This is a genomic window from Stutzerimonas sp. NM35 (genome assembly GCF_054604355.1).
Genome location: NZ_CM137728.1, coordinates 4,409,541 through 4,431,363 on the forward strand (window position 1 = coordinate 4,409,541; position 21,823 = coordinate 4,431,363).

Genomic DNA, 21,823 nt, shown 5'->3' on the forward strand with positions numbered 1-21,823 from the left:
GGGGTTGATTGCAATCAAGGGTAAACCCTACTTGCGTCACCTACCATGCCCCGAACATTTCTGCTGGAAGTGGAGTTTATGAAGCCCCTGTGTAGTGCGTCTGCTTTTATTGGCAATTGGGGGAAGCATCTGCTGGTCGCAGTGTTCCTGATATTCACCAGCCTGACGCTGCAGGCCAGAGAGTACGAGGCCGAGCAGCAGCGCATCGCAGAGTTCTTCCCACAGGCCACGCATGTCTCCGAGCCTGAGGGCGAATATCAGGTGCGTACCCTTGCCGATGGTGTCGGCACCGTCTACGGCTATGCCTTCCAGAGTATCCGCGTCACCGATATGCCGGCTTACTCCGGCAAGCCGATCAACATGCAGATCCTGCTCGATCCGGCGGGCGCCATCGTCGATGCCTACATGCTCGAACACCACGAGCCCATCGTGCTGATCGGCATTCCCGAACAGAAGGTGCACGACTTCAACGCCCACTACGCCGGCATCAAGGTCGATCAGCGGGTGGTGGTCGGTCGTTCGAGCGACAAGAGCGCGGTGACCATCGACGCTGTGACCGGCGCCACCGTGACGGTGATGGTGATCAACGAGATCGTCATGCGCGCCGCGCACACGGTAGCCGTGGACCTGGGCCTTGTCGCAGCTGGCGCCAGTGCGCGACCGAAGATCGCCCTGGTCAACGAAGACCTCTATCAGCCGAGCAGCTGGACCGAACTGACCGGCAACGGCGCCATTCGCCGTATGCATCTGACCCGTGGCCAGGTGGACGACGCCTTCATCGGCACCGAGGCCGAAGGCATCGACGTGGCCGCGCCGGAGCAGCGTGACGAGACCTTCATCGACCTCTATGCCACCCATCTGAACCCGCCCACTATCGGTCGCAACCTGCTGGGCGAGCGCCAGTACGGCGAACTGATGAAGGAACTCAAGCCGGGCGAGCACGCCTTCGCGGTGCTGGCCAACGGTGAATATTCATTCAAGGGCTCGGGCTATGTGCGTGGCGGCATCTTCGATCGGGTGCAGTTGCGCCAGTTCGGCGACACCATCAGCTTCCGCGACCTGGACTTCATCCGTCTGTCCGACGTCTACGCCGAGGGCATGCCGGGGTTCTTCGAGATGGCGATCTTCATCGCCCGCGAGCAGTACCGCTTCGATCCAGGCTCGGCCTGGAACCTGGAGCTGCTGGTGCGCCGCCAGGTCGGTCCGATCGAGAGCATCTTCACCAGTTTCGAAATGCCCTACCTGCTGCCCGAGGCCTACTTCGAGCGTCCGCCGCTGACCGCCGAGGAACTGGCCGCCATCGAGGAAGCCAACCGTCCGCTGTGGGTCAACATCTGGTACCAGAAGAGCTTCCAGATCGGCGTGATCCTGGTCGCCCTGACGCTGCTGACCGTCATCCTCTTCATGCAGGACAAGTTCGCCAAGCACCCCAATTTCCTGAAGATGCTGCGCCATGGCTACCTGATCTTCACCGTGGTGTTCATCGGCTGGTATGCCCTGGGGCAGCTGTCGGTGGTCAACGTGCTGACCTTCGTCCATGCGCTGGTGCAGGACTTCCGCTGGGAGCTGTTCCTGACCGACCCGGTGATCTTCATCCTCTGGGTGTTCACCGCCGCGAGCATCCTGCTCTGGGGGCGTGGCGTGTTCTGCGGCTGGCTGTGCCCCTTCGGTGCGTTGCAGGAGCTGATCAACGAAGCCGCGCGCAAGCTGAAGATTCCCCAGTACGACCTGCCTTTCGGCGTTCACGAGCGGCTCTGGGCCATCAAGTACATCGTGCTGCTGGTGCTGTTCGGCATCTCGCTGGAATCGATGATGCTGGCCGAGAAGGCCGCCGAAGTGGAGCCGTTCAAGACCGCCATCACGCTGAAGTTCGACCGCCAGTGGTGGTTCGTCGCCTACGCGGTGTTCCTGCTGGTGATCAATATCTTTACCCGCAAGGTCTACTGCCGCTACGTCTGCCCGCTGGGCGCGGGGCTGGCGATCACCGGTCGCTTCCGCCTGTTCGACTGGCTCAAGCGGCGTAAAGAGTGCGGCAACCCCTGTCAGATCTGCGCCAACGAATGCGAGGTGCAGGCGATCCATCCGGATGGGCATATCAACCACAACGAATGCCATTACTGCCTGGACTGCCAGATGACCTATCACAACGAGAACAAGTGTCCGCCGCTGATTGCGAAGAACAAGCGCGCCCGGCGTGACAAGAAGGCCCCAGCTGCACCGCAGTTGATCCCCGTGCAAGTGGTGGAACCCTGAGCGCGCCTCTGCGAGCCGCTCGAAACTGGTTGTTAGACCTGTATTTGAAGATGTCCCAAAGGAGCGAAACCCCATGAGCGAAAAAGATTCCAAGAACACTCCGCAAGCGCCCGAAAAGCTCGGCCTGAGCCGCCGTGGCTTCCTCGGCGCCAGCGCGGTAACCGGTGCGGCAGTCGCTGCCACGGCTCTCGGCGGCGCGGTAATGACCCGCGAGTCCTGGGCACAGGCGGTCAAGGAGTCCAAGCAGAAAATCCATGTCGGCCCAGGCGAACTGGACGACTACTACGGTTTCTGGTCCGGTGGCCACCAGGGTGAAGTGCGCGTACTGGGCGTGCCGTCGATGCGCGAGCTGATGCGTATCCCGGTGTTCAACGTCGATTCGGCTACCGGCTGGGGCCTGACCAACGAAAGCCGCCACATCATGGGCGACAGCGCCAAGTTCCTCAACGGCGACTGCCACCACCCGCATATCTCCATGACCGACGGCAAGTACGACGGCAAGTACCTGTTCATCAACGACAAGGCCAACAGCCGCGTTGCGCGTATCCGTCTGGACATCATGAAGTGCGACAAGATGATCACCGTGCCGAACGTGCAGGCGATCCATGGTCTGCGCCTGCAGAAGGTTCCGCACACCAAGTACGTGTTCGCCAACGCCGAGTTCATCATTCCGCACCCGAACGATGGCAAGGTCTTCGATCTGCAGGACGAGAACAGCTACACCATGTACAACGCCATCGATGCGGAAAGCATGGAGATGGCGTTCCAGATCATCGTCGATGGCAACCTCGACAACACCGACATGGACTACACCGGTCGCTTCACTGCTGCCACCTGCTACAACTCGGAGCGTGCCTTCGACCTGGGCGGCATGATGCGCAACGAGCGCGACTGGGTGGTGGTGTTCGATATTCACGCCGCCGAGGCTGCGGTCAAGGCGGGTGACTTCATCACACTGGGCGACTCCAAGACGCCAGTGCTCGATGGCCGCAAGAAAGACGGCAAGAACAGCAAGTTCACCCGTTACGTGCCGGTACCGAAGAACCCCCACGGCCTCAACACCTCGTCCGATGGCAAGTACTTCATCGCCAACGGCAAGCTGTCGCCAACCTGCTCGCTGATCGCCATCAGCATGCTGCCCGACCTGTTCGCCGACAAGCTGAAGGACGAGCGTGACGTGGTCGTCGGTGAGCCGGAGCTGGGCCTCGGCCCGCTGCACACCACCTTCGACGGTCGCGGCAACGCCTACACCACGCTGTTCATCGACAGCCAGGTGGTCAAGTGGAACATGGAAGAAGCCGTGCGCGCCTACAAGGGCGAGAAGGTCAACTACATCAAGCAGAAACTCGACGTGCACTATCAGCCGGGTCACCTGCACGCTTCGCTGTGTGAAACCAGCGAAGCCGATGGCAAGTGGCTGGTAGCACTGTCCAAGTTCTCCAAGGACCGTTTCCTGCCGACCGGCCCGCTGCACCCGGAAAACGACCAGCTGATCGACATTTCCGGCGATGAAATGAAGCTGGTGCATGACGGCCCGACCTATGCCGAGCCGCACGACTGCATCATGGCCCGTCGCGACCAGATCAAGACCAAGAAGATCTGGGACCGCAACGACCCGTTCTTCGCCCCGACTGTCGAGATGGCCAAGAAAGACGGTATCAACCTCACTGCCGACAACAAGGTCATCCGCGACGGCAACAAGGTCCGGGTTTACATGACTTCCATGGCACCGGCCTTCGGCGTGCAGGAGTTCACCGTCAAGCAGGGCGACGAAGTCACCGTGGTCATCACCAACATCGACCAGATCGAGGACGTGTCCCACGGCTTCGTCATGGTCAACCATGGCGTGAGCATGGAGATCAGCCCGCAGCAGACCTCTTCCATCACCTTTGTCGCTGACAAACCCGGTCTGCACTGGTACTACTGCAGCTGGTTCTGCCATGCACTGCACATGGAAATGGTCGGTCGCATGATGGTCGAACCGGCCTGACGCAAGGGCCGTACTCGTGGGGAATGGTTTGGCGCGCGATACGCTCTTGCGCCGAATCGGCCCCACGATTTCCAGCACGGCGACTCTTGCAGGGTCGCCGTGCTGCATTATTCGCCTGGATGCTGAAGAAGGTAATTAGCTGTGCTCGGATTTCAGGCTACCCTACCCCTGGCGCTTTTGGCGCTGATACTTTCCAGCGGCACCGCTCTGGCGGAACCGCAACCCATTACCGCTCTGCCGCTGCAGGCAGAGGGTGACAATCGCTGGATGCTGCCCGCCGGCGAATACAGCGGACAATTTCTGCTCGACCAGCCAATGACGCTCGTCTGTGCGCCGGGAGCCGTGATTCGCGGACAGGACCGGGGCAATGTCCTCACCGTGCGTGCGCCGGACGTGACCATCGAGGGCTGCGAGTTGCGCGAGTCGGGCCGCGACCTGACCCACATGAATGCGGCGATTTTTCTGGAACCCACCGCCACTGGTGCGGTGATTCGCAACAACTATCTGCAGGGCGCGGGCTTCGGCATCTGGGCCGAGCTCAACCAGAACGTGCTGATCGAAGGCAACCGCATCGAAGGTGAGCTGAGCCTGCGCTCCCAGGACCGCGGCAACGGCATTCACCTGTTTTCGGTGAAGGGCGCCCGCGTGCTCGACAACCATGTCTGGCATACGCGTGACGGCATCTACATCGACAACTCCAACGGCAACAGCATCGAGCGCAACCTGTTCGAGGACCTGCGCTACGGCGTGCACTACATGTTCTCCCACGACAACCGGGTGATCGGCAACGTCACGCGCCGCACCCGCACCGGCTACGCGCTGATGCAGAGCCGCAAGCTGACGGTGATCGGTAATCGCTCCGAGCAGGATCAGAACTACGGCATCCTGATGAACTACATCACCTACTCGGTGCTGCGTGACAACTTCGTCACCGATGTCGAGCGTGGCGACACCGGTGGCGACAGCATGATCAGCGGTGGCGAGGGCAAGGCGCTGTTCATCTACAACTCGCTGTTCAACATCATCGAGAACAATCACTTCCAGCGCAGCGATCTGGGTATCCACCTGACCGCAGGCTCCGAAGACAACCGCATCACCGGCAACGCCTTCGTCGGCAATGTCCAGCAGGTCAAGTATGTCGCCATACGCACCCAGGAATGGTCGGTCGACGGGCGCGGCAACTACTGGAGCGACTACCTGGGCTGGGATCGTAACGAAGACGGGCTGGGCGATATTCCCTACGAGCCCAACGACAACGTCGACCGCCTGCTGTGGATGTACCCGCAGGTGCGCCTGCTGATGAACAGCCCCAGCATCGAAGTGCTGCGCTGGGTGCAACGCGCCTTTCCGGTGATCAAGTCGCCGGGGGTGCAGGACAGCCATCCGTTGATGAAACTGCCTACCGAGAAACTGATGAACACAACGCAGGAGCCCAACTCATGAGTGCTGTAGAGATTCAGGGCGTCAGCCAGCGGTATGGCGACATGACCGTATTGCATGATCTGAACCTGAGCCTGGGTGAAGGCGAGGTGCTGGGGCTGTTCGGCCATAACGGCGCCGGCAAGACCACCACCATGAAGCTGATCCTCGGCCTGTTGCAGGCCAGCGAGGGGCAGGTGCAGGTGCTGGGGCGCGATCCGCGCACCACCGACGTGCGCCGCCAGATGGGCTATCTGCCGGAGAACGTGACCTTCTATCCACAACTGACAGGGCGCGAAACCCTGCGTCATTTCGCCCGCCTGAAAAGCACGCCGCTGGGTCAGGTCGATGATCTGCTCGAACAGGTCGGCCTTGCTCATGCGGCGGATCGTCGGGTCAAAACCTATTCCAAGGGCATGCGCCAGCGCCTGGGGCTGGCCCAGGCCGTGCTGGGTGAGCCGCGACTGTTGCTGCTCGACGAGCCCACGGTGGGCCTCGATCCCATAGCCACTCAGGACCTCTATCAGTTGGTCGACCGTCTGCGCCAGAGCGGCACCAGCGTGATTCTCTGTTCCCATGTACTGCCCGGCGTGGAAGCGCACATCAACCGTGCGGCGATCCTCGCCAAGGGGCGCATGCAGGCCATTGGCAGCATCAGGCAGTTGCGCAGCGAAGCCGGTTTGCCGACGCGCATCCGCGCCAGCGGTGTCAGCCACAGCGAGGCCTGGCTGGAGCGCTGGACCGCCGCCGGCCATGCGGCGCAGCGCCATGGCGCCGATGGCGTCGAGGTGATCGCCATCAATGGCCACAAGCTGCCGTTGCTGCGTGAGCTGCTCGGCGAAAGCGAGCCTGATGATGTGGAGATCCACCAGCCTTCGCTGGAGGACCTGTATCGCTTTTACATGGAACGCGCCGGTGACGTGCGGGTTGCGGAGGGCACTGTATGAATCAGGTCTGGAATATTGCCCGCAAGGAACTCAGCGATGGCCTGCGCAACCGCTGGTTGCTGGCGATCAGTCTGCTGTTCGCCGTGCTCGCAGTCGGCATCGCCTGGCTGGGCGCGGCGGCGTCGGGGCAACTGGGCTTCACCTCGATCCCGGCGACCATCGCCAGCCTGGCGAGCCTGGCCACTTTCCTCATGCCGCTGATCGCGCTGCTGCTGGCCTATGACGCCATCGTCGGTGAGGATGAGGGCGGCACCCTGATGCTGCTGCTGACCTATCCGCTGGGGCGCGGACAGATTCTGCTGGGCAAGTTCGTCGGCCACGGCCTGATTCTGGCGCTGGCGGTGCTGATCGGCTTCGGCTGCGCCGCCGTGGCGATCGGGCTGCTGGTCGAGGATATCGAGCTGGGCATGCTGGTCTGGGCCTTCGGTCGCTTCATGATCTCCTCGACGCTGCTGGGCTGGGTATTCCTGGCGCTGGCCTACGTGATCAGCAGCAAGGTCAGCGAGAAATCCAGCGCCGCGGGCCTGGCACTGGGCGTCTGGTTCCTTTTCGTGCTGGTCTTCGACCTGGTGCTGCTGGCGCTGCTGGTGCTCAGCGAGGGCAAGTTCAGCCCCGAACTGCTGCCCTGGCTGCTGCTGCTCAACCCCGCCGATATCTACCGGCTGATCAACCTGGCTGGTTTCGAAGGCGGCAACGCCATGGGCGTGCTGTCGCTGGGCAGTGACCTGCCGATGCCGGCGGCGGCGCTCTGGCTGTGCCTGCTGGTATGGGTTGGTGTTTCGCTGCTGGCCGCCTATGGCGTGTTCCGCCGTCGGCTGACCTGATCCCGTGAGCTGCTGAAGGAAACTGAACGATGATGAAAGCGATATATGGAAAGGCTGCTGGCGTGCTGATCGCCCTGTTGATGCTGGGCCTGGCGGGCTGCGGCGAGAACGAGCAGGCCCCGCAGTCGCTGGAGCCGGTGGGCTTCCACGCCGATGACGAGTGCCATGTCTGCGGCATGGTCGTGCTCGACTTCCCCGGCGCCAAGGGGCAGGCGGTGGAGAAGGGCAGCGTGAAGAACTTCTGCTCCACGGGAGAAATGATCGGCTGGTGGCTGCAACCGGAAAACCGTGTGCTGGATGCCAGGCTTTACGTGCATGACATGGCCCATGGCAGCTGGGAGCATCCCGATGATGATTATCTGATCGACGCCAAGACGGCCTGGTATGTCGCCGGCACCCAGCTCAAGGGCGCCATGGGCGCGGTGCTGGTGTCGTTCGCCGACGAGGCCGCCGCGCGGAAACTGGCCGACGAGCACGGCGGGCGCGTATTGCGCTTCGAGGAAATCGACCAGACGGTATTGCAGGAAGCCTCGGGCATGGAGCACATGAGCCACGAGGAACACATGCAGCACATGCAGCAGATGGAACAGATGGGACACGAGGCGCCCGATCACGAACATGACCATGCCGGTCACTGAGCGATTACAGACAACTCGATGAGGTGAATGAAATGATGGGTATCAGCATCTGGCAGCTTCTGATCATCCTGCTGATCGTGGTCATGCTGTTCGGCACCAAGCGCCTGCGTGGCCTGGGATCGGACCTGGGCGGCGCCATAAGCGGCTTTCGCAAATCGGTAAGCGAAGGAGAAAGCACCCCCGAGCCGGTCAAGCACGAGGTCAAATAGCCCACGCATCTGTGAGCGGCCTGCGGGAAGCGGCCTGTGGGAGCGGCTTCAGCCGCGAACGGAACCGCGCGGATGGTTCGGGCATCTCTTCGCGGACAAGTCCGCTCCCACAGGGTATGCGGTGCGCACGGGCTGTTGGAGGGGCCTTGGCCGCGAATGGAGCCGCGCGGATGGTCGGCATCGCTTCGCGGGCATGGCCCGCTCCCACAGGATCGGTATGCACGCGGCTTTTGTAGGAGCGGCCTTGGCCGCGAACGGAACCGCGCCGATGTTCAGGCACCGGTTCACGGGCGTGGCCCGCTCCCATGTGGGTTTGTCAGGTATGGTGCAGCAAGCCGGGGTTGGTTTCGCCACTCATCGCCATGCGTTCAAGCCCGTCGAGCACTTCAAGGCTGGCGCTTTCCATGTTCTCGACCGCCTTGAGCGTCGCCGCGCTATCGCCCGTGGCGTTGGCGCGCAGCGCGGCGAGGGCGGCGTCATGCATGATCCGGTGGGGCTGCTCGATGTCCCGATAGCCCGGTAGATGGGCATACAGGTTCTTGCCTTCACCCTGGTAGTACCAGGTGCCGAGGCGGCAATGGGTGTGGGGCGCGAAACTGCCTTCCTCATCGTGGCTGATGCCGAATAGCACCTTGTAGACGCGAAACTTGTAGATGAGGTGGTCCATCTTGGCCAGTTCGCAGAAGCTGCGCAACGCCGAGGCGGAGACCGTCAGCTCGGTGGCCGATGACATCTCCAGCAATTGCCGCATGGTTTCCGCCGCTGCCTGGCCGTCCTGGCTGAAGGTGGCCGAATGCTTGGCCAGGATGGAAATCTGGTCGCGGCTTTGAGCGCTGTCACCGCGGATCTTTTCCACCAGCGTGGTGATTTCCGCAGTGGCTTCCGCCGTGCGCTGAGCCAGCTTGCGTACCTCATCGGCGACCACGGCAAAACCCCGCCCGGCATCGCCGGCACGCGCCGCCTCGATGGCCGCATTCAGCGCCAGCAGGTTGGTCTGGTCGGCGATCTCGCGAATGATCTGCAGGATGCCGCCGACCTTCTGCGCCTGGATATCCAGCTCTCCGACCTGGAGCGAGGCCTCATGCGAAGTCCCGGCGAGCGTCTTCAGATCGACCGCGATCGAGTCGATGGCCTGGCGGCTGACCAGGGAAATGCTCTGGACATTGACGGCGCGCTGCTTCTCCTCGCTCATGCTGGAGGCCATGCCGGCAAGCGAAGCCTGGGTCTTTTCCAGGGTCTGGGAGAAGGTTGCGAGATGAGTGACCAGATCGGCGACTTTCTGCCTGTCCGCCCGACACAGCGAAGCCGAGCGCTCTGCCTCTTCGACATGAAGGTTGGCGGCTTCAAGCGCGGCGGTAGCCTCCGACAGGGCCTGCTTCAGGCGCAGAATTTCCTTTTCCGAGGTTGTGTCCCGACTCCAGCATAGTTTCATGATTCACCTGAGGTTGAATATGTTACGGCCCCAGCGTCCATGGATAAGCGCTGGGGCCTGTTCGTTATCGGTATCGTTTTCGGTTGGCCGCAGACCGGATGTGACTGCGCAGCAGAGGAGTCAGATACGAAACTGCCCTACCAGTCCCTGCAGGCGTTCTGCCAGGCGCGCCAGTTCTTCGCTGGCGCCAGCCGTTTGCTGCGCGCCCTCGGTGGTCTGTTCAGACATCTGGCTGATGTTGGTGATGTTGCGGTTGATTTCTTCTGTCACCGCGCTCTGCTCCTCGACGGCTGTGGCGATCTGCGCGTTGAGATCGCTGATGGCCGTGACCGCATGGGTGATGTTGTCCAGCGCGGCGCCGGCTCGGGTGACCTGCTCGACCCCGGAGCTGGCCATGTCGCGGCTCGACTCCATCGCCGCCACCGCTTCGTCGGCGGCTTTCTGCAATTGTTCGATGACTGCGCGAATCTCCACCGCCGAGTCATGGGTGTGTGACGCCAGTTTGCGCACCTCATCGGCAACCACGGCGAACCCCCGACCGTGTTCGCCGGCGCGTGCGGCCTCGATGGCGGCGTTGAGCGCCAGCAGGTTGGTCTGCTCGGCGAAGCCGCGAATCACGCTCAGCACCGAGCCGATGCGTTCGCTGTGTTCCTCCAGCTGATGAATGATGTTGGCGGCGCCCTCGATCTGCCCGGCCAGCGACTCGATGACCTCTATGGTGCCGGTCACCACGTTGCGCCCGGTGTCCGCTTCCTGGCTCGCTTCGTGTGCCCTGTGCGCCGCGCCGGAGGTATTGCTCGCTACCTCGTGCACCGTGGCGCTCATCTCGTTGATGGCGGTCGCGACCTGATCGGTCTCCAGTTGCTGCTGATGGAGGTTGCCGCTGGTCTGGCGACTGATGGTCGAGGTTTCCTCGGCGGCGGCTGCCAACTGGCCGGTGGCGTCGGCCAGTTGGCGCACCATGCCCTGAAAGCGTTCGCCCATGTGGTTGAAGGCGGTCGCGACACGAGCAAGTTCATCCTTGCCGTCGTAGTCGATACGGGCGGTGAGGTCGCCTTCGGCCATCTTGGCGCTGGCGGCATTGATCCTTGCCACGGCACGGACGATACCGCCAATGGTGGCGCAGGCCAACAGACCGGCAAGGGCGATGGCAAGCAGAATCAGGGCAACGACGAGATTGCGCGTGGTCTGGTACTCGACCAGGCTGCCTTCGTATTCCGTCTGCGCATCCTGCAATTGCTGTTGCAGCAGACGCGCACCGGCTGCGGAGACTGCATCGAAGGTGGGGTTGGCGACTTTCAGCAGGGTGATGTTGGCCATGGTGTAGCGGCCTGCCTTCATGTCGGCGATGACGGGTCTGAGGCCTTCGTCGAGAAACACCTGGCGTTTGGCCGCGAAATCCTCGGCCAGCCTGCGTTCCTCGGCGCTCAGGTCGCTAGTGATGAAGTGCTGCCAGCGTTCGTTGATGGCCGCGATATTACGCTCGATCATCTCGAAGTGCATGTCGAGCGGGTGGTCATGCAGACTCTCGAAGTGGCCGGAAGGGTCATGCTGCAAGGCCAGCAGCAATTGCGCCCGGTTGCCATGGATCATCTCCAGAATCTGGCCAATCTGGCCGGTGGGCTCCAGCTTGTGGCTGAACATGTGGCGGAGCGAGTCGTTCGAGTTGCCCATGCCGGTCAATCCCAGCAGGCCGGTGGCGATCAGCAGCAAAGCGGCGAAGACGACGAGGACGATCAGGCGGATCTTGATGGTGAAGCGTGTGAGCAGGTTCATTCGAGCACTACAACCCTTTGGCTTTCATAATTGTTCTTGCCGCTCCTCAGGTAGCCGGAGCGTCTTCCGATAGGGCCGGGCTATGCCAGGCCCGACCACCGTTCAAGCGCCTCGGCGGCTGGGGCGGGGCGCCCGAAGTGCCAGCCCTGTACATACTCGATGCCCAGTTCGGCCAGCAGCCTCGTCGTATCTTCCCGTTCCACGCCCTCGGCAATTATTCGGCAGCCCAGGTCGTGCAGGGTCGCCAGCGTCTCCCGCAGTTCGGCGAGCAGCGCGGGGCTTTCGCCGAGGCTGTTGACGATGGTGATGCAGAGCTTGACGAAGTCGGGCTGCAGTTCGCGGGCGGCCTGCAGATCGGCGAAACCGCAGCCGGTATCGTCCAGGGCCACCTGTGCGCCTTTGGCATGCAGCCGGTCCCTGGTCGGGAGCAGTTTTGCCGCCTGGCCCAGCGGCAAGTGTTCAGTCAGTTCCACGAGCACGCCGGGACGTGCCAGCAGGGTCTGCACATCGGACGCGGCCAGCACCGGTTCGCTGACATTGATGCTGAGCAGCAGATCCGCGGCGATATGCTTGCGCCAGGCGAGTGCGGCCCGGATACAGGCCTTTTCGAGTTCGTGACCGAGGCCGCAACGGTAGGCGGTATCGAACAGTCGGTCGGCGCGTTCCAGTCCGGAGCCCGCCGGGCCGCGCGCCAGTGCCTCGAAGCCCAGCAGACGGCGATCACGCAGACGCACCAGGGGCTGCAGGAAGATGCGCGGGCCGCTGCCGTCGAGCAGTTCGTGCAGGCAGCGTTCGTCGGCGGCGCAGACGGCTTCACGCTCCGGTCCGTGGGCGTCGCATGCTTCGCCTGCGCGCAGTGCCGTGGCGTCGGCGCCGTGCAGCAGGCTGCCTTCGAGACCGGCGAGGCGCGCCGTGGCCGTGCCGAAAATATTCCGCATCAATACGGCGCCCTGGACATTGGCCGCCGCCAGAATGCTCCGTGCGAAATCATCATCGCTCAGCAAGCCGGCACCCGCAGCGCAGCGAAAGGGGCGCGCCCACTGGCCTGGCGCCAGGCCGGGGATTTGCGGCAGCGCCTCGATGCGATGATGCTGCAGCAAGGCGTCGAGCATGGCCGGCAGGGCGCTGTCCAGCTTCGCGGTGGCCGCTTCGGTGGCGGCTACACCCATGGTTTCGCGCAGCGCCTGCAGGCCATGCAGGTGAAAGAGCAGGCAGTGATCCGGCATGCTCAGGTCTCAGTCGATCTGGAAGCGATGAATTTCCGCTTCCAGCCCCTTGGTCGTGCGATCCAGCGTTTCAGTGGCCCTGGCGTTCCCTTGAGTAGCTGCCGAGGTTTCGTGGGACATTCTGGAAATGCGCTCGACGTGGCTGGTGATTTCGGTAATGGCCGCCACCTGCTGCTCGGTTACCCGGACGATGTCGCGCACGTTGCTCAGCGAGTCGTTTGACTGGTTGCGGATGTCTTCCAGGCGCTCGGCGGCCTGGTTGGCCAGCTCCAGCCCGTGCGATACCTGCGGGCCGGTCGTTTGCATGGCGGCTACGGCATCGCGCGTCTCGTTCTGGATCTGCACGATCATCTCGGCGATTTCCTCGGTCGCGCTGGTGGTGCGCTGAGCCAGCTGGCGCACCTCGTCGGCCACCACGGCGAAACCGCGGCCACTGTCGCCGGCGCGTGCGGCCTCGATGGCGGCGTTGAGTGCCAGCAGGTTGGTCTGGTCGGCGATCGAGCGGATGGCGCCGGCAATTCCGGAGATTTCTTCGGAACGGCGCTGCAGCGCGCCGACACGTTCGGAAGAGTCCGCCACCGTGCGGGCTACCAGGTCCATTTCGCTGGCCACTGCCTGGACCAGCTCGACGCCACTGGCCGCCAACTGCGTGGCCTTTTCGGAATTCTCTTCGGTGTGGCGGGTGATCAGCGACACTTCTTCGATGCTCTGGCTCATCCGCTCAAGGCTTTGCGCAGAGGCGCTGGCGAGCGCGGCCTGATCCTGTGCAGACACCAGTACCTGGCGGGAGGAAACGCCCAGATGATCGATCTGAGAGTTGATGTCCGCGCTGGCCGTGGCGATCTGCATGACCATCTCGCGCAGCTTGGTCTGCATGTCGATGACCGCTGCCGAAATGCTTTCGTCGTAATCGGTGTGCATCTTCACGTGCAGGTTGCCGTCGGCGATCAGATGCACCACTTCGGCCACTTCAGCCGGTTCGCCGCCGAGGCTGCGTAGCAGGTAACGGGTGATCAGATAGGCGACCGTGATGCCGATCAACAGGCCGATGAGACAGAAGGCCACCATCAGCACGGTGAAGCTGTCAGCGACGCTGCGGACCTTGCGGGTTTCAAGCTGACTCTTGCGTTCCTGCCAGTCGATGAAGCGATTGATGGCCGCCAGCCATTCGCTGAAGGCAGGGCTGGCGTCGCGGGTCAGTACCAGCGAAGCCGTCGACAGACTGCCCGCGTCGTAACCGGCCTGAATGTTGGCCAGCATGGGCAGAGTCTTTTGCTCGACCGCCTTGATCGCTTCCAGCAAGGCCCGTTCTTCCGGGTGGCCGCTCGAAGCGGTGAAAATGCCGTCCAGCTCCCGGGCCGCTTCGTCATACATGGCGGTCAGTTGCTGGATCTGCGTCAGGGTGCGTTGCAGTTGGTCTTCGTCATCGAGCAACACCAGATCGCGGAAGGCGATGGCGCGGTCGTGAACGCTGCCGCGAAAGTTGATCGCCTGACGTTGCTTGACCGCGTTGATGTCGGTGATTTCGCTCATGGTCGCATTGATGAGTCTGACTTCCCGGTCGGCCACTACCGCAACGCCGACCATAAGCGCCAGCAGCAGACCGAAGCCCCCCACCAGTTGGTTTCTGATTCGCATGGGTACTGCACCTGTCCGATGAATGGAAGTATCCGCTGTGCGTGGTGGGCGCTGTTCGGTTCATGGCGCCATCAGGGTTACTTGACATTATCTTGACATCAGCGCCTGTAAGCGGTGATGCCAAGGGTCGGTAGAGGTGGCGAAATTCCCTTGCGGCAAAGGTATTTGCCTGCCTGGCAAAAGGTTTGGCGCACACGGGCGCGTGGGAGGAAAAGGGGGGCTGAATGGACTTCCGGTATTCTTGTTCAGGTCAAGGGCTCCAGGGTGAGCGCTTCATGGCCGCTCGTCGTTGGCGCGCCCTCTCTTGAAAAATCTGATTGCAATCAAGTCTGTCGAAGCCCCCTAAGCTGTAGAAAGTAAACCTGGCTGTCGTAATCGTGGCAGCTTTCATTATCAGGTGCGGCGCAGTGTTCGCTGCCCGATGCAGAAGAAGTGTTCAGGAGGCCTTGTGCAAGTTCTCGATCGGCGAAAAGCCTTGAGTATTCCGCCTGTGTGGCGACTCGCGTTTCGCCCGTTCTTTCTCGCCGGAAGCATTTTCGCGATGCTCGCCATTCCGCTCTGGATTGCTGCCTGGACTGGCCTGTGGCCGGGCTTTCAGCCTACGAGCGGCTGGCTGGCCTGGCACCGGCACGAGATGCTGTTCGGTTTTGCCATGGCCATCGTCGCAGGCTTTCTGCTCACGGCCGGGCAGACCTGGACCGGCCAGCCAGGGGTTTCCGGCAACCGGCTGGCGGTCCTTGCCGGTGTCTGGCTGGCTGCCCGCCTGAGCTGGCTGTTGGGCTTGCCTCTGGTTCTGCTGATTCCGCTCAACCTGCTGTTCCTGCTCGGTGTGCTGGTGTTGATGGCGCGCATGCTCTGGGTGGTCAGACAGAAGCGCAACTATCCCATCGTGGCCGTACTGAGCCTGATGATCGGCGCCGAGGTGCTGGTGCTTTCCGGCATTGCGCTGGGCAACGATGGCCTGCAGCGGCAGGGGGTATTGGCTGCGCTCTGGCTGGTCGCGGCGCTGATGACGCTGATCGGCGGACGCGTCATTCCGTTCTTCACCCAGCGTGGCCTGGGTCGTGTCGAAGGTGTGAAGCCCAGGGTCTGGCTGGATGTCGGCTTGTTGGTGGGCAGCGCGCTGATCGCCGTGCTGTATGCGAGTGGAATCGCCCTGCAACAGAACGCGGCGACCGGCCTGCTGTTCCTGGCTATCGGCGCCGGGCATCTGCTGCGTCTGCTGCGCTGGTATGACAAGGGGATCTGGGGCGTACCGTTGCTGTGGTCCCTGCATCTGGCGATGTTGTGGCTGGTGGTCGCGACAGTGGGGCTGGCGCTGTGGAACTTCGCTTTGCTGAGCAATCCCAGCCCCTCGCTGCATGCCCTGAGTGTAGGCGCCATGAGCGGGCTGATCCTGGCGATGATCGCACGTGTCACGCTTGGCCATACCGGGCGGCCCCTGGAGCTGCCACCCGGTATCGTCTGGGCCTTCGTACTGTTCAACCTGGGCGCATTGTCGCGGGTGTTCTTCTCGACCCTCTGGCCGCTGGCTTCGCTCTGGCTGGCAGCGGCATGCTGGGCCGTGGCACTGGCGCTCTACGTCTGGCGCTATGCACCGATGCTGGTGTCGGCGCGCGTCGATGGCCATCCGGGCTGATCATCAGGCAAATCATTCCTGGCCTATGGCCGTTATCGGAAAAAACTGCTGCCCTTCCAGCGCGGGAGGGCAGCCTGCGGCTCGGCAAAATGCCGGCATCGGAGACGAAGTATGAAAAACGAATTCAAGGATCGCCTCGCGGTGATCACTGGTGCCAGTTCCGGCATCGGCCTGGCGTTGTGTGCGGCGTTGCTCCAGCGCGGCGCCCGCGTGCTGGCGATGTCGCGCAGCCTGGGCGGGCTGGGCCCGTTGCTGGAAACCTATGCCGAACAGCTGCACTGGCTGGCGGGTGATGTCACCTCGAAGGATGACCTGCACGCACTGGCCCGGCGCGCAGCCGAGCTTGGTCCGGTGGACTATCTGGTACCGAATGCCGGTATCGCCGAGCTGGGTGACAGCCTCGACATGAGCGCTTTCGACCGCCAGTGGGCCGTCAACGGCGCGGGCGCACTCAATACCCTCGGTGCGTTGCGCAATGAGCTGGCGAAACCGGCCTCGGTGGTATTCATCGGCACCTTTCTGATACGCAGCACCTTCCCGGGGCTGGCCGCCTATATCGCCAGCAAGGCTGCGCTGCTTGCACAGGCGCGCACGCTGGCGGTGGAGTTCGCGCCGATGGATGTGCGCATCAATATTGTCTCGCCGGGCCCGACCGCGACGGCGATCTGGGGCACCCTGGGGTTGAGCGATGAGCAGTTCGAGCAGGTCGCCGAAGGCGTGGGCAAGCGCCTGCTGCCGGGGCATTTTCTGGAATCGGCTGCGGTGGCCAATGTGATTGTGTTCCAGCTATCCCAGGGCGCGCGTGGCGTCTATGGTCAGGACTGGGTGGTGGATAACGGCTACACCCTAAGCTGAAAGGGCGTTTGCAATCACTGCCCTCGACCAGGCAGCGTTGAAACCAGCCGCTGACTAATCCCCCCTCCAACCAGGAGCGAGCATGCTGTTCAAGTGGAAGAAGACCGCAAGGCAGTTACAGCAGGAACGCGACGCCCTGCAGGCGACCTGTGACGAACAGGCTGCCCGTATCGCCGTGTTGCAGGAGCAACTGGCAACAGCCAGGACGAGCAGCCGGGATAGCCAGCAGCAACTCGACTATTATCGTGGCGTTGCCGGCAATCTGATTCGCTTCAGCACCTCCGTCGCTCACCTGGGGGACTCGTTCGAATACCTCACCGGGCAGCTTGGCGAGAACCATGCGCGAGCGGAGCAGGTCGCTGACGCGGCCTTGAGCAATCAGAAGCACTTCGGCGAGTTGCAGGGCAGGGCCGCCGAGATGGAAGACGGGCTCAACCAGGCTTCGGCAAAGGTCGACACCCTTGCCGGGCGTTCGCAAGAGATCAATGGCATCGTCGATCTCATCAGCGGTATCGCCAGCCAGACCAACCTGCTGGCCCTGAACGCGGCCATCGAGGCGGCGCGGGCTGGGGAGGCCGGGCGTGGTTTTGCGGTGGTGGCTGGTGAAATCCGCAGTCTGGCCGAAAAGACGGCATTAGCCACTGGCGACATCGTGCGCAAGATCGGCGAGATCCAGGCGGAAACCGCCAACGTCCATGACTATATCCAGTCGCAAAGCGGCATGGCGAAGGGCTTCAGCCGCACGACGGAAATGGCGGTCGATGCCATGGAGAGGCTCTACCAGCTGGCTGGCAGCATGCGTCAGGGCATCGAGAGTTCGTCGTTTCGCGCCGGTATCGAACTGGCGAACCTGGACGAGCTTTCGCTCAAGTTCGTGGTGTACAACTACGTTCTGGACTCCACCCGGCAGAGCGCGCCGACCCTGCCGGACGAACACGAATGCCGTTTCGGTCGCTGGTATTACGGCGAGGCGAATCGCAGCATGCATAAGCAGGATCATTTCCGGCAGATCGAGCGCCCGCACATTGCCGTGCATGCTCAGGGACAGCAGGCGATCCAGGCCTGCAGCCGCCAGGCGCTGGACGAGACCCTCGCCTGCCTCGGTCGGATGGAGGAGGCCAACCTGGAGGTGATGCGTATCGTGGCCACCGTGGTGCGCGAGCATGAGGCGAGCGCCCAGGCGGAGCCTGCATTCACCTGAAACGTGACTTGGCGAACCGCCACGGTCCCACTCGTAGGGCCGGGATCATTCGGCCATGCTTGGCGATACGTTCGCCCCGGGCTCCCTGTGCACTGAGCAAAACAGGAATTGCCCTGTTTGCAACAAAAATATTGCTATAAATAAGCAAGACTATTCATTTGCGCTCATTGTTAGGCATGCCGATAATCGACGCATCCCTCGGCTGGCGTGTCTGCTCCTCGCGCCAGTCAGGTCTTGAAGCGTTGCTAGTACGCGGTCCAGGGAAGGACATTTTTTCGCGAGCTACGCCCTCTACCGTTCAAATCCCATAGTTGAATTCATGCAAGAACGCCTCTTCGACTGGTGTCGATCCTTTGTGCCCGAACCCCAGATCGCCCGGCCAACCGAATGGCTGCGTGCCTCGGCGGGTGTCGGCGTGGCGCTGGCATTGGTGATGTCGCTCAGCGCCTGGGTTTTCGGCGCAGCCACCATGCTGCCGCTGGCGGCGCCTGCGGCAGCGACCGCTGTACTGCTGTTCGTTGCCCCGTCGAGTCCCTTTGCCCAGCCGTGGGCGGTTATCGCCGGCAACCTGATCGCGACGCTGATCGGTGTGGCGCTGGGTGCCAGCGGCATGCCAGTGGTTGCCGCAGCCGGCATCGCCGCGGGGCTCGTGATCGCCAGTCTGTTCGGTCTGCGCTGCCTGCATCCGCCAGGGGCTGCGTTGGCGCTGGTGGCGGTGGTAGGCGGCCCGCAGATCGCGGCGTCCGGCTATGCATTGCTCTATCCGGTGGCGTTCAACTCGTTTCTGCTGGTTGCGGTGGCGCTGATCTACAACAACCTGACCGGGCATCCCTATCCCAAGGCCAGGCCACAGAAGGGCAATTCCCATCACACCCGGGATGCGCTGCCCAGCGAGCGCATGAGCTTCAGCGAGGATGATGTCGAGCGGGCGCTGGAGGATTTCGGCGAGTATGTGGATATCACCCGCGATGACCTTGCGCAGCTGATCAAGCAGACCGAGAAACATGCGCTGCGGCGCAGCATGGGCGAGATCACCGCCGCCGACATCATGTCCCGCGACCTGTACTGGGGCACGCCGGGCTGCACCATCCAGCGTGCCTGGCAGACGCTGCGCGAGCACCGCCTGCATGCCCTGCCGGTGCTTGAGGGCGACAGCCACACGCTGGTCGGGATCGTGACTCTGGTCGATCTGCTCAAGCATTTCAGGCCGGCGTCGGCGCGGCTGAAGTTCGGTCAGTTGAAGTTTCTGCGCGGCGTCCATCTGCGCGCGATCATGAGCAGCCCGGTGGTATCGGTGCGTGAAAATGCACACATGGTCGATCTGGTGTTCCTGCTCTCCGACCGGGGGCTGCACTGCCTGCCGGTGGTGGATGAACGGCAACGACTGGTGGGCATGATCACCCAGACCGATCTGATCGCGGCGCTCTATCGGAACTGGCTCAAGCACCTGCCCGATTGATCGACGGCTGCAGGGGCACAAGGGCCATGTACCCTGAAAGTCCGTAGGAACGGGCCGTGCCCGTGAAGGGTTCCGCAGCGAGGCGTGGGATCTGTTCGCGGGCATGGCCCGCTCCTGCAGGGCCGCATCCATCCTCAACAGAGCCTTTGCAGTGATCTGTCGGAGGGTTTCAGATTTCGTAGTTCCAGCGTGACCAGTCGTAATCGTCCTCGGCCACTTCGCGCAGCAGTTCGATGGCTCTGAACAGGGCCGGCGATTGCGCCGCACGCGCATACACCAGATAGATCGGGTAGCTGAATTCCGGCGCCTGCTCGACCCGCTTGAGAATGCCTTCATCCAGATAGCGCTGCACCACGCGGGTACGGAAGTAGCCGCGCCCTCCGCATTGCAGCAGATATTGCAGCGCCAGCGGACCCAGGCTGAAGGACAGTGCGGAGCGCATGTTGCCCGGCAGGGCGAGGTCATGCCGCTCACGAAAGGCCGGTCCCCAGTCCACATAGATGTAAGGCTCGGGATTGACCGACTGCACGACCTGAATCAGCTTTTCTTCCAGCACCTGCTCGACCTGCAGGCCTGGCCAGTAGGCTGGCTGATGGACCAGCGCGGCGTCCAGGGCGCCGAGTTCGAGTTTCTTCTGCAGTTCGTTATCACTGGCCACATCGCTGCGCAGGGCATGATCGGGCAGCGCCTGGCGCAGCCGCTGCACCCAGGCAAGCATCAGGGGGTTGCTCAGACTTACTTCGGCGCCGAGCGACAGCAGCTTGTCGTAACCGCGTGGCAGCGGCAGGTCGCGCTTTGCGGTTTCCCAGGTCTGTACCAGTTGCGTGGCATAGGCGACGAAACGCTCGCCATCGCTGGTCAGTCGTGCGCCGGCACGGTTGCGTGTGAACAGGCGGCAGCCGAGCTGCAGCTCCAGGCTGCGCACGCGCGCGGTGACCGCTGTCTGGGTGATATGCAAGCGCTCGGCGGTGGCGATGAAGCTGCCGCTGCGAATGATCTCGAGAAAGGTGCGGGCGAGATCGATATCCATGAGCGGCTCGTATTGATTAAATTGATATGAAAGTAGTTTAAATGACTATTCATAAAGCCATGAAAAATGTTTAAGCGAAATAATCTCGTCTCAGGCCTGAGCAGCCGTGCGCCAGCGGTGGCTAGGAAGGCGTGACGGCTGTTAGCCAATGCTGCCGCGCGGCAGCCAGAGGATCATCGCGCCGCAGAATACCGTCAGGCCGATGCAGAACCACAGGAAGCGTCGCTGGCGGCGTTCCGGTGCGCTGTCGGCATGTTCGGGCAGGGGCATGCCGCAGGTGCCGCATTCGGTATCCCTGGGCGGGTTGTCTTGCTGGCAGTACAGGCACTTGGGCATGGCGGTGTCCTCATCGATCAATGCGAGCTTGCCATGCCGACCGTGCAATCACGGTTGACGGCAATCAACCGCAGTTGCAACGCCGGCTGACTGCCGGGCTGTCACTCGAACAGTTCGAGGCGCTGGGGATCGAGAATGGTGATCTGGCGACCGTCCTGGGTGATGACGGCTTCATCGATCAGACGGCGGATGATGCGCGAAAAGGTTTCCGGCTGGATCGACAGGTGGCCGGCGATCAGCTGCTTGGCCATCGGCAACTCGAAGCTGTTGCTGCCATCGCGGGTGCGTGCCAGTTGCGTCATCAGGTAGCGCACCACACGGTGGGTGGCGTTCTTCAGCGACAGTGTTTCGATCTCGTTGATGCGCTGGTGCAGGCGCACGCTCAGCTTGCCGAGCAGGGCGAAGGACAGTCGCTGGTTGGCTTCCAGCAAGCGCATGTAGGCGGTGTTGGAGAAGCGGTACACCTGCGATGGGCAGACGGCTTGCGCCGAGGCGACATAGTTGGGTGTGTCCATCAGCATCATGGCTTCGGCAAAGGTCTGGCGGTTGCCGATGACTTCGAAGACTTTCTCCTGCCCGTCAGGCGTCAGCCGGTAGATCTTGATGGCGCCGGAGATGACGAAATAGAAGGAGTGCGCCGGCTCGCCCTGGTGGAACAGGTTGTCGCCCTTGTCCAGATTGAGCAGTTGGCTGGAGCTCATCAACTCATCCATCTGCTCGTCATTGAGCGGCTCGAAGAGGTGGTGGCTGCGAAGGATCTGGTTGTGTACGCGATGAAGCACCATGCAAGGCATCCTGTTTCTAATAATTGGCAACCCGCATACACCTTCATTAACGGTGAGGCGCAGATTGCTCGTACCCGAACGGTATGCCTTTGGATCGTCTTGGGCAATCCGAAAGGCAGCACTCAGTGAAGACTAGCCCAACAATGCGGGCTTTCTTATTGATACA

Annotated in this window: 18 protein-coding genes; 11 read left to right on the forward strand and 7 right to left on the reverse strand. The window is 62.5% G+C overall.

Going from position 1 to position 21,823, the window contains the following annotated elements:
• Nucleotides 1–78 precede the first annotated feature (78 nt).
• The 7 genes from nosR to tatA all read left to right on the forward strand — a co-directional run bounded on the left by nosR (nt 79) and on the right by tatA (nt 8,280).
• Nucleotides 79–2,253, forward strand: a complete 2,175-nt coding sequence (nosR, locus tag ACYCFC_RS20435) for a transcriptional regulator NosR (protein ID WP_181082098.1) — start codon at nt 79–81, stop codon at nt 2,251–2,253.
• Between the two features lie 73 nt (nt 2,254–2,326).
• Nucleotides 2,327–4,243 carry a TAT-dependent nitrous-oxide reductase gene (gene nosZ, locus ACYCFC_RS20440; protein WP_181082097.1) on the forward strand — a complete coding sequence of 639 codons (1,917 nt, stop codon included), beginning with the start codon at nt 2,327–2,329 and terminating at the stop codon, nt 4,241–4,243.
• A gap of 141 nt (nt 4,244–4,384) precedes the next feature.
• Nucleotides 4,385–5,686, forward strand: a complete 1,302-nt coding sequence (locus ACYCFC_RS20445) for a nitrous oxide reductase family maturation protein NosD (protein WP_459652733.1) — start codon at nt 4,385–4,387, stop codon at nt 5,684–5,686.
• Nucleotides 5,683–6,609, forward strand: coding sequence for an ABC transporter ATP-binding protein (locus ACYCFC_RS20450; protein WP_181082095.1), 927 nt, complete (start codon nt 5,683–5,685; stop codon nt 6,607–6,609). The genes ACYCFC_RS20445 and ACYCFC_RS20450 overlap by 4 nt, the downstream gene beginning before the upstream one ends.
• Complete coding sequence (locus tag ACYCFC_RS20455; RefSeq protein ID WP_181082094.1) at nt 6,606–7,433, forward strand: ABC transporter permease; 828 nt, start codon at nt 6,606–6,608, stop codon at nt 7,431–7,433. The genes ACYCFC_RS20450 and ACYCFC_RS20455 overlap by 4 nt, the downstream gene beginning before the upstream one ends.
• Nucleotides 7,434–7,465: 32 nt before the next feature.
• The gene (locus ACYCFC_RS20460; RefSeq protein ID WP_459654035.1) at nt 7,466–8,071 is read left to right on the forward strand and encodes a nitrous oxide reductase accessory protein NosL; all 606 of its coding nucleotides are present in this window, start codon (nt 7,466–7,468) and stop codon (nt 8,069–8,071) included.
• Nucleotides 8,072–8,103: 32 nt separating this feature from the next.
• Nucleotides 8,104–8,280, forward strand: coding sequence for a twin-arginine translocase TatA/TatE family subunit (gene tatA / locus ACYCFC_RS20465; RefSeq protein WP_181082093.1), 177 nt, complete (start codon nt 8,104–8,106; stop codon nt 8,278–8,280).
• A 316-nt stretch (nt 8,281–8,596) separates the two neighbouring features.
• Here the strand turns inward: tatA and ACYCFC_RS20470 are convergent, their stop codons facing one another.
• From ACYCFC_RS20470 to ACYCFC_RS20485, 4 genes are all read right to left on the reverse strand, one after another.
• Nucleotides 8,597–9,712, reverse strand: coding sequence for a methyl-accepting chemotaxis protein (locus ACYCFC_RS20470; RefSeq protein WP_459652734.1), 1,116 nt, complete (start codon nt 9,710–9,712; stop codon nt 8,597–8,599).
• A gap of 120 nt (nt 9,713–9,832) precedes the next feature.
• Nucleotides 9,833–11,488, reverse strand: a complete 1,656-nt coding sequence (locus tag ACYCFC_RS20475; RefSeq protein WP_459652735.1) for a HAMP domain-containing methyl-accepting chemotaxis protein — start codon at nt 11,486–11,488, stop codon at nt 9,833–9,835.
• 80 nt (nt 11,489–11,568) lie between these two features.
• The gene (locus ACYCFC_RS20480; RefSeq protein WP_459652736.1) at nt 11,569–12,714 is read right to left on the reverse strand and encodes an EAL domain-containing protein; all 1,146 of its coding nucleotides are present in this window, start codon (nt 12,712–12,714) and stop codon (nt 11,569–11,571) included.
• Nucleotides 12,715–12,723: 9 nt separating this feature from the next.
• On the reverse strand, nt 12,724–14,352 hold the full coding sequence (locus tag ACYCFC_RS20485) for a methyl-accepting chemotaxis protein (protein ID WP_459652737.1): 1,629 nt from the start codon (nt 14,350–14,352) through the stop codon (nt 12,724–12,726).
• Between the two features lie 448 nt (nt 14,353–14,800).
• On the opposite strand from ACYCFC_RS20485, the gene ACYCFC_RS20490 reads away from it, so the two are divergent.
• The 4 genes from ACYCFC_RS20490 to ACYCFC_RS20505 all read left to right on the forward strand — a co-directional run bounded on the left by ACYCFC_RS20490 (nt 14,801) and on the right by ACYCFC_RS20505 (nt 19,506).
• Nucleotides 14,801–15,991, forward strand: a complete 1,191-nt coding sequence (locus tag ACYCFC_RS20490; RefSeq protein ID WP_459652738.1) for an NnrS family protein — start codon at nt 14,801–14,803, stop codon at nt 15,989–15,991.
• Between the two features lie 111 nt (nt 15,992–16,102).
• The gene (locus ACYCFC_RS20495; RefSeq protein WP_181082085.1) at nt 16,103–16,846 is read left to right on the forward strand and encodes an SDR family NAD(P)-dependent oxidoreductase; all 744 of its coding nucleotides are present in this window, start codon (nt 16,103–16,105) and stop codon (nt 16,844–16,846) included.
• An 82-nt stretch (nt 16,847–16,928) separates the two neighbouring features.
• Nucleotides 16,929–18,047, forward strand: a complete 1,119-nt coding sequence (locus ACYCFC_RS20500; RefSeq protein WP_459652739.1) for a methyl-accepting chemotaxis protein — start codon at nt 16,929–16,931, stop codon at nt 18,045–18,047.
• A 319-nt stretch (nt 18,048–18,366) separates the two neighbouring features.
• Nucleotides 18,367–19,506, forward strand: coding sequence for an HPP family protein (locus ACYCFC_RS20505; protein WP_459652740.1), 1,140 nt, complete (start codon nt 18,367–18,369; stop codon nt 19,504–19,506).
• 169 nt (nt 19,507–19,675) lie between these two features.
• On the opposite strand, the gene ACYCFC_RS20510 is transcribed toward ACYCFC_RS20505, so the two are convergent.
• The 3 genes from ACYCFC_RS20510 to ACYCFC_RS20520 form a co-directional block, all read right to left on the reverse strand.
• On the reverse strand, nt 19,676–20,536 hold the full coding sequence (locus ACYCFC_RS20510; RefSeq protein ID WP_181082082.1) for a LysR family transcriptional regulator: 861 nt from the start codon (nt 20,534–20,536) through the stop codon (nt 19,676–19,678).
• Nucleotides 20,537–20,677: 141 nt separating this feature from the next.
• Entirely contained in the window at nt 20,678–20,872 is a 195-nt protein-coding gene (locus ACYCFC_RS20515) for a DnrP protein (RefSeq protein WP_181082081.1), read from the reverse strand.
• 101 nt (nt 20,873–20,973) lie between these two features.
• Nucleotides 20,974–21,657, reverse strand: coding sequence for a Crp/Fnr family transcriptional regulator (locus ACYCFC_RS20520; protein ID WP_181082080.1), 684 nt, complete (start codon nt 21,655–21,657; stop codon nt 20,974–20,976).
• Nucleotides 21,658–21,823: the final 166 nt, after the last annotated feature.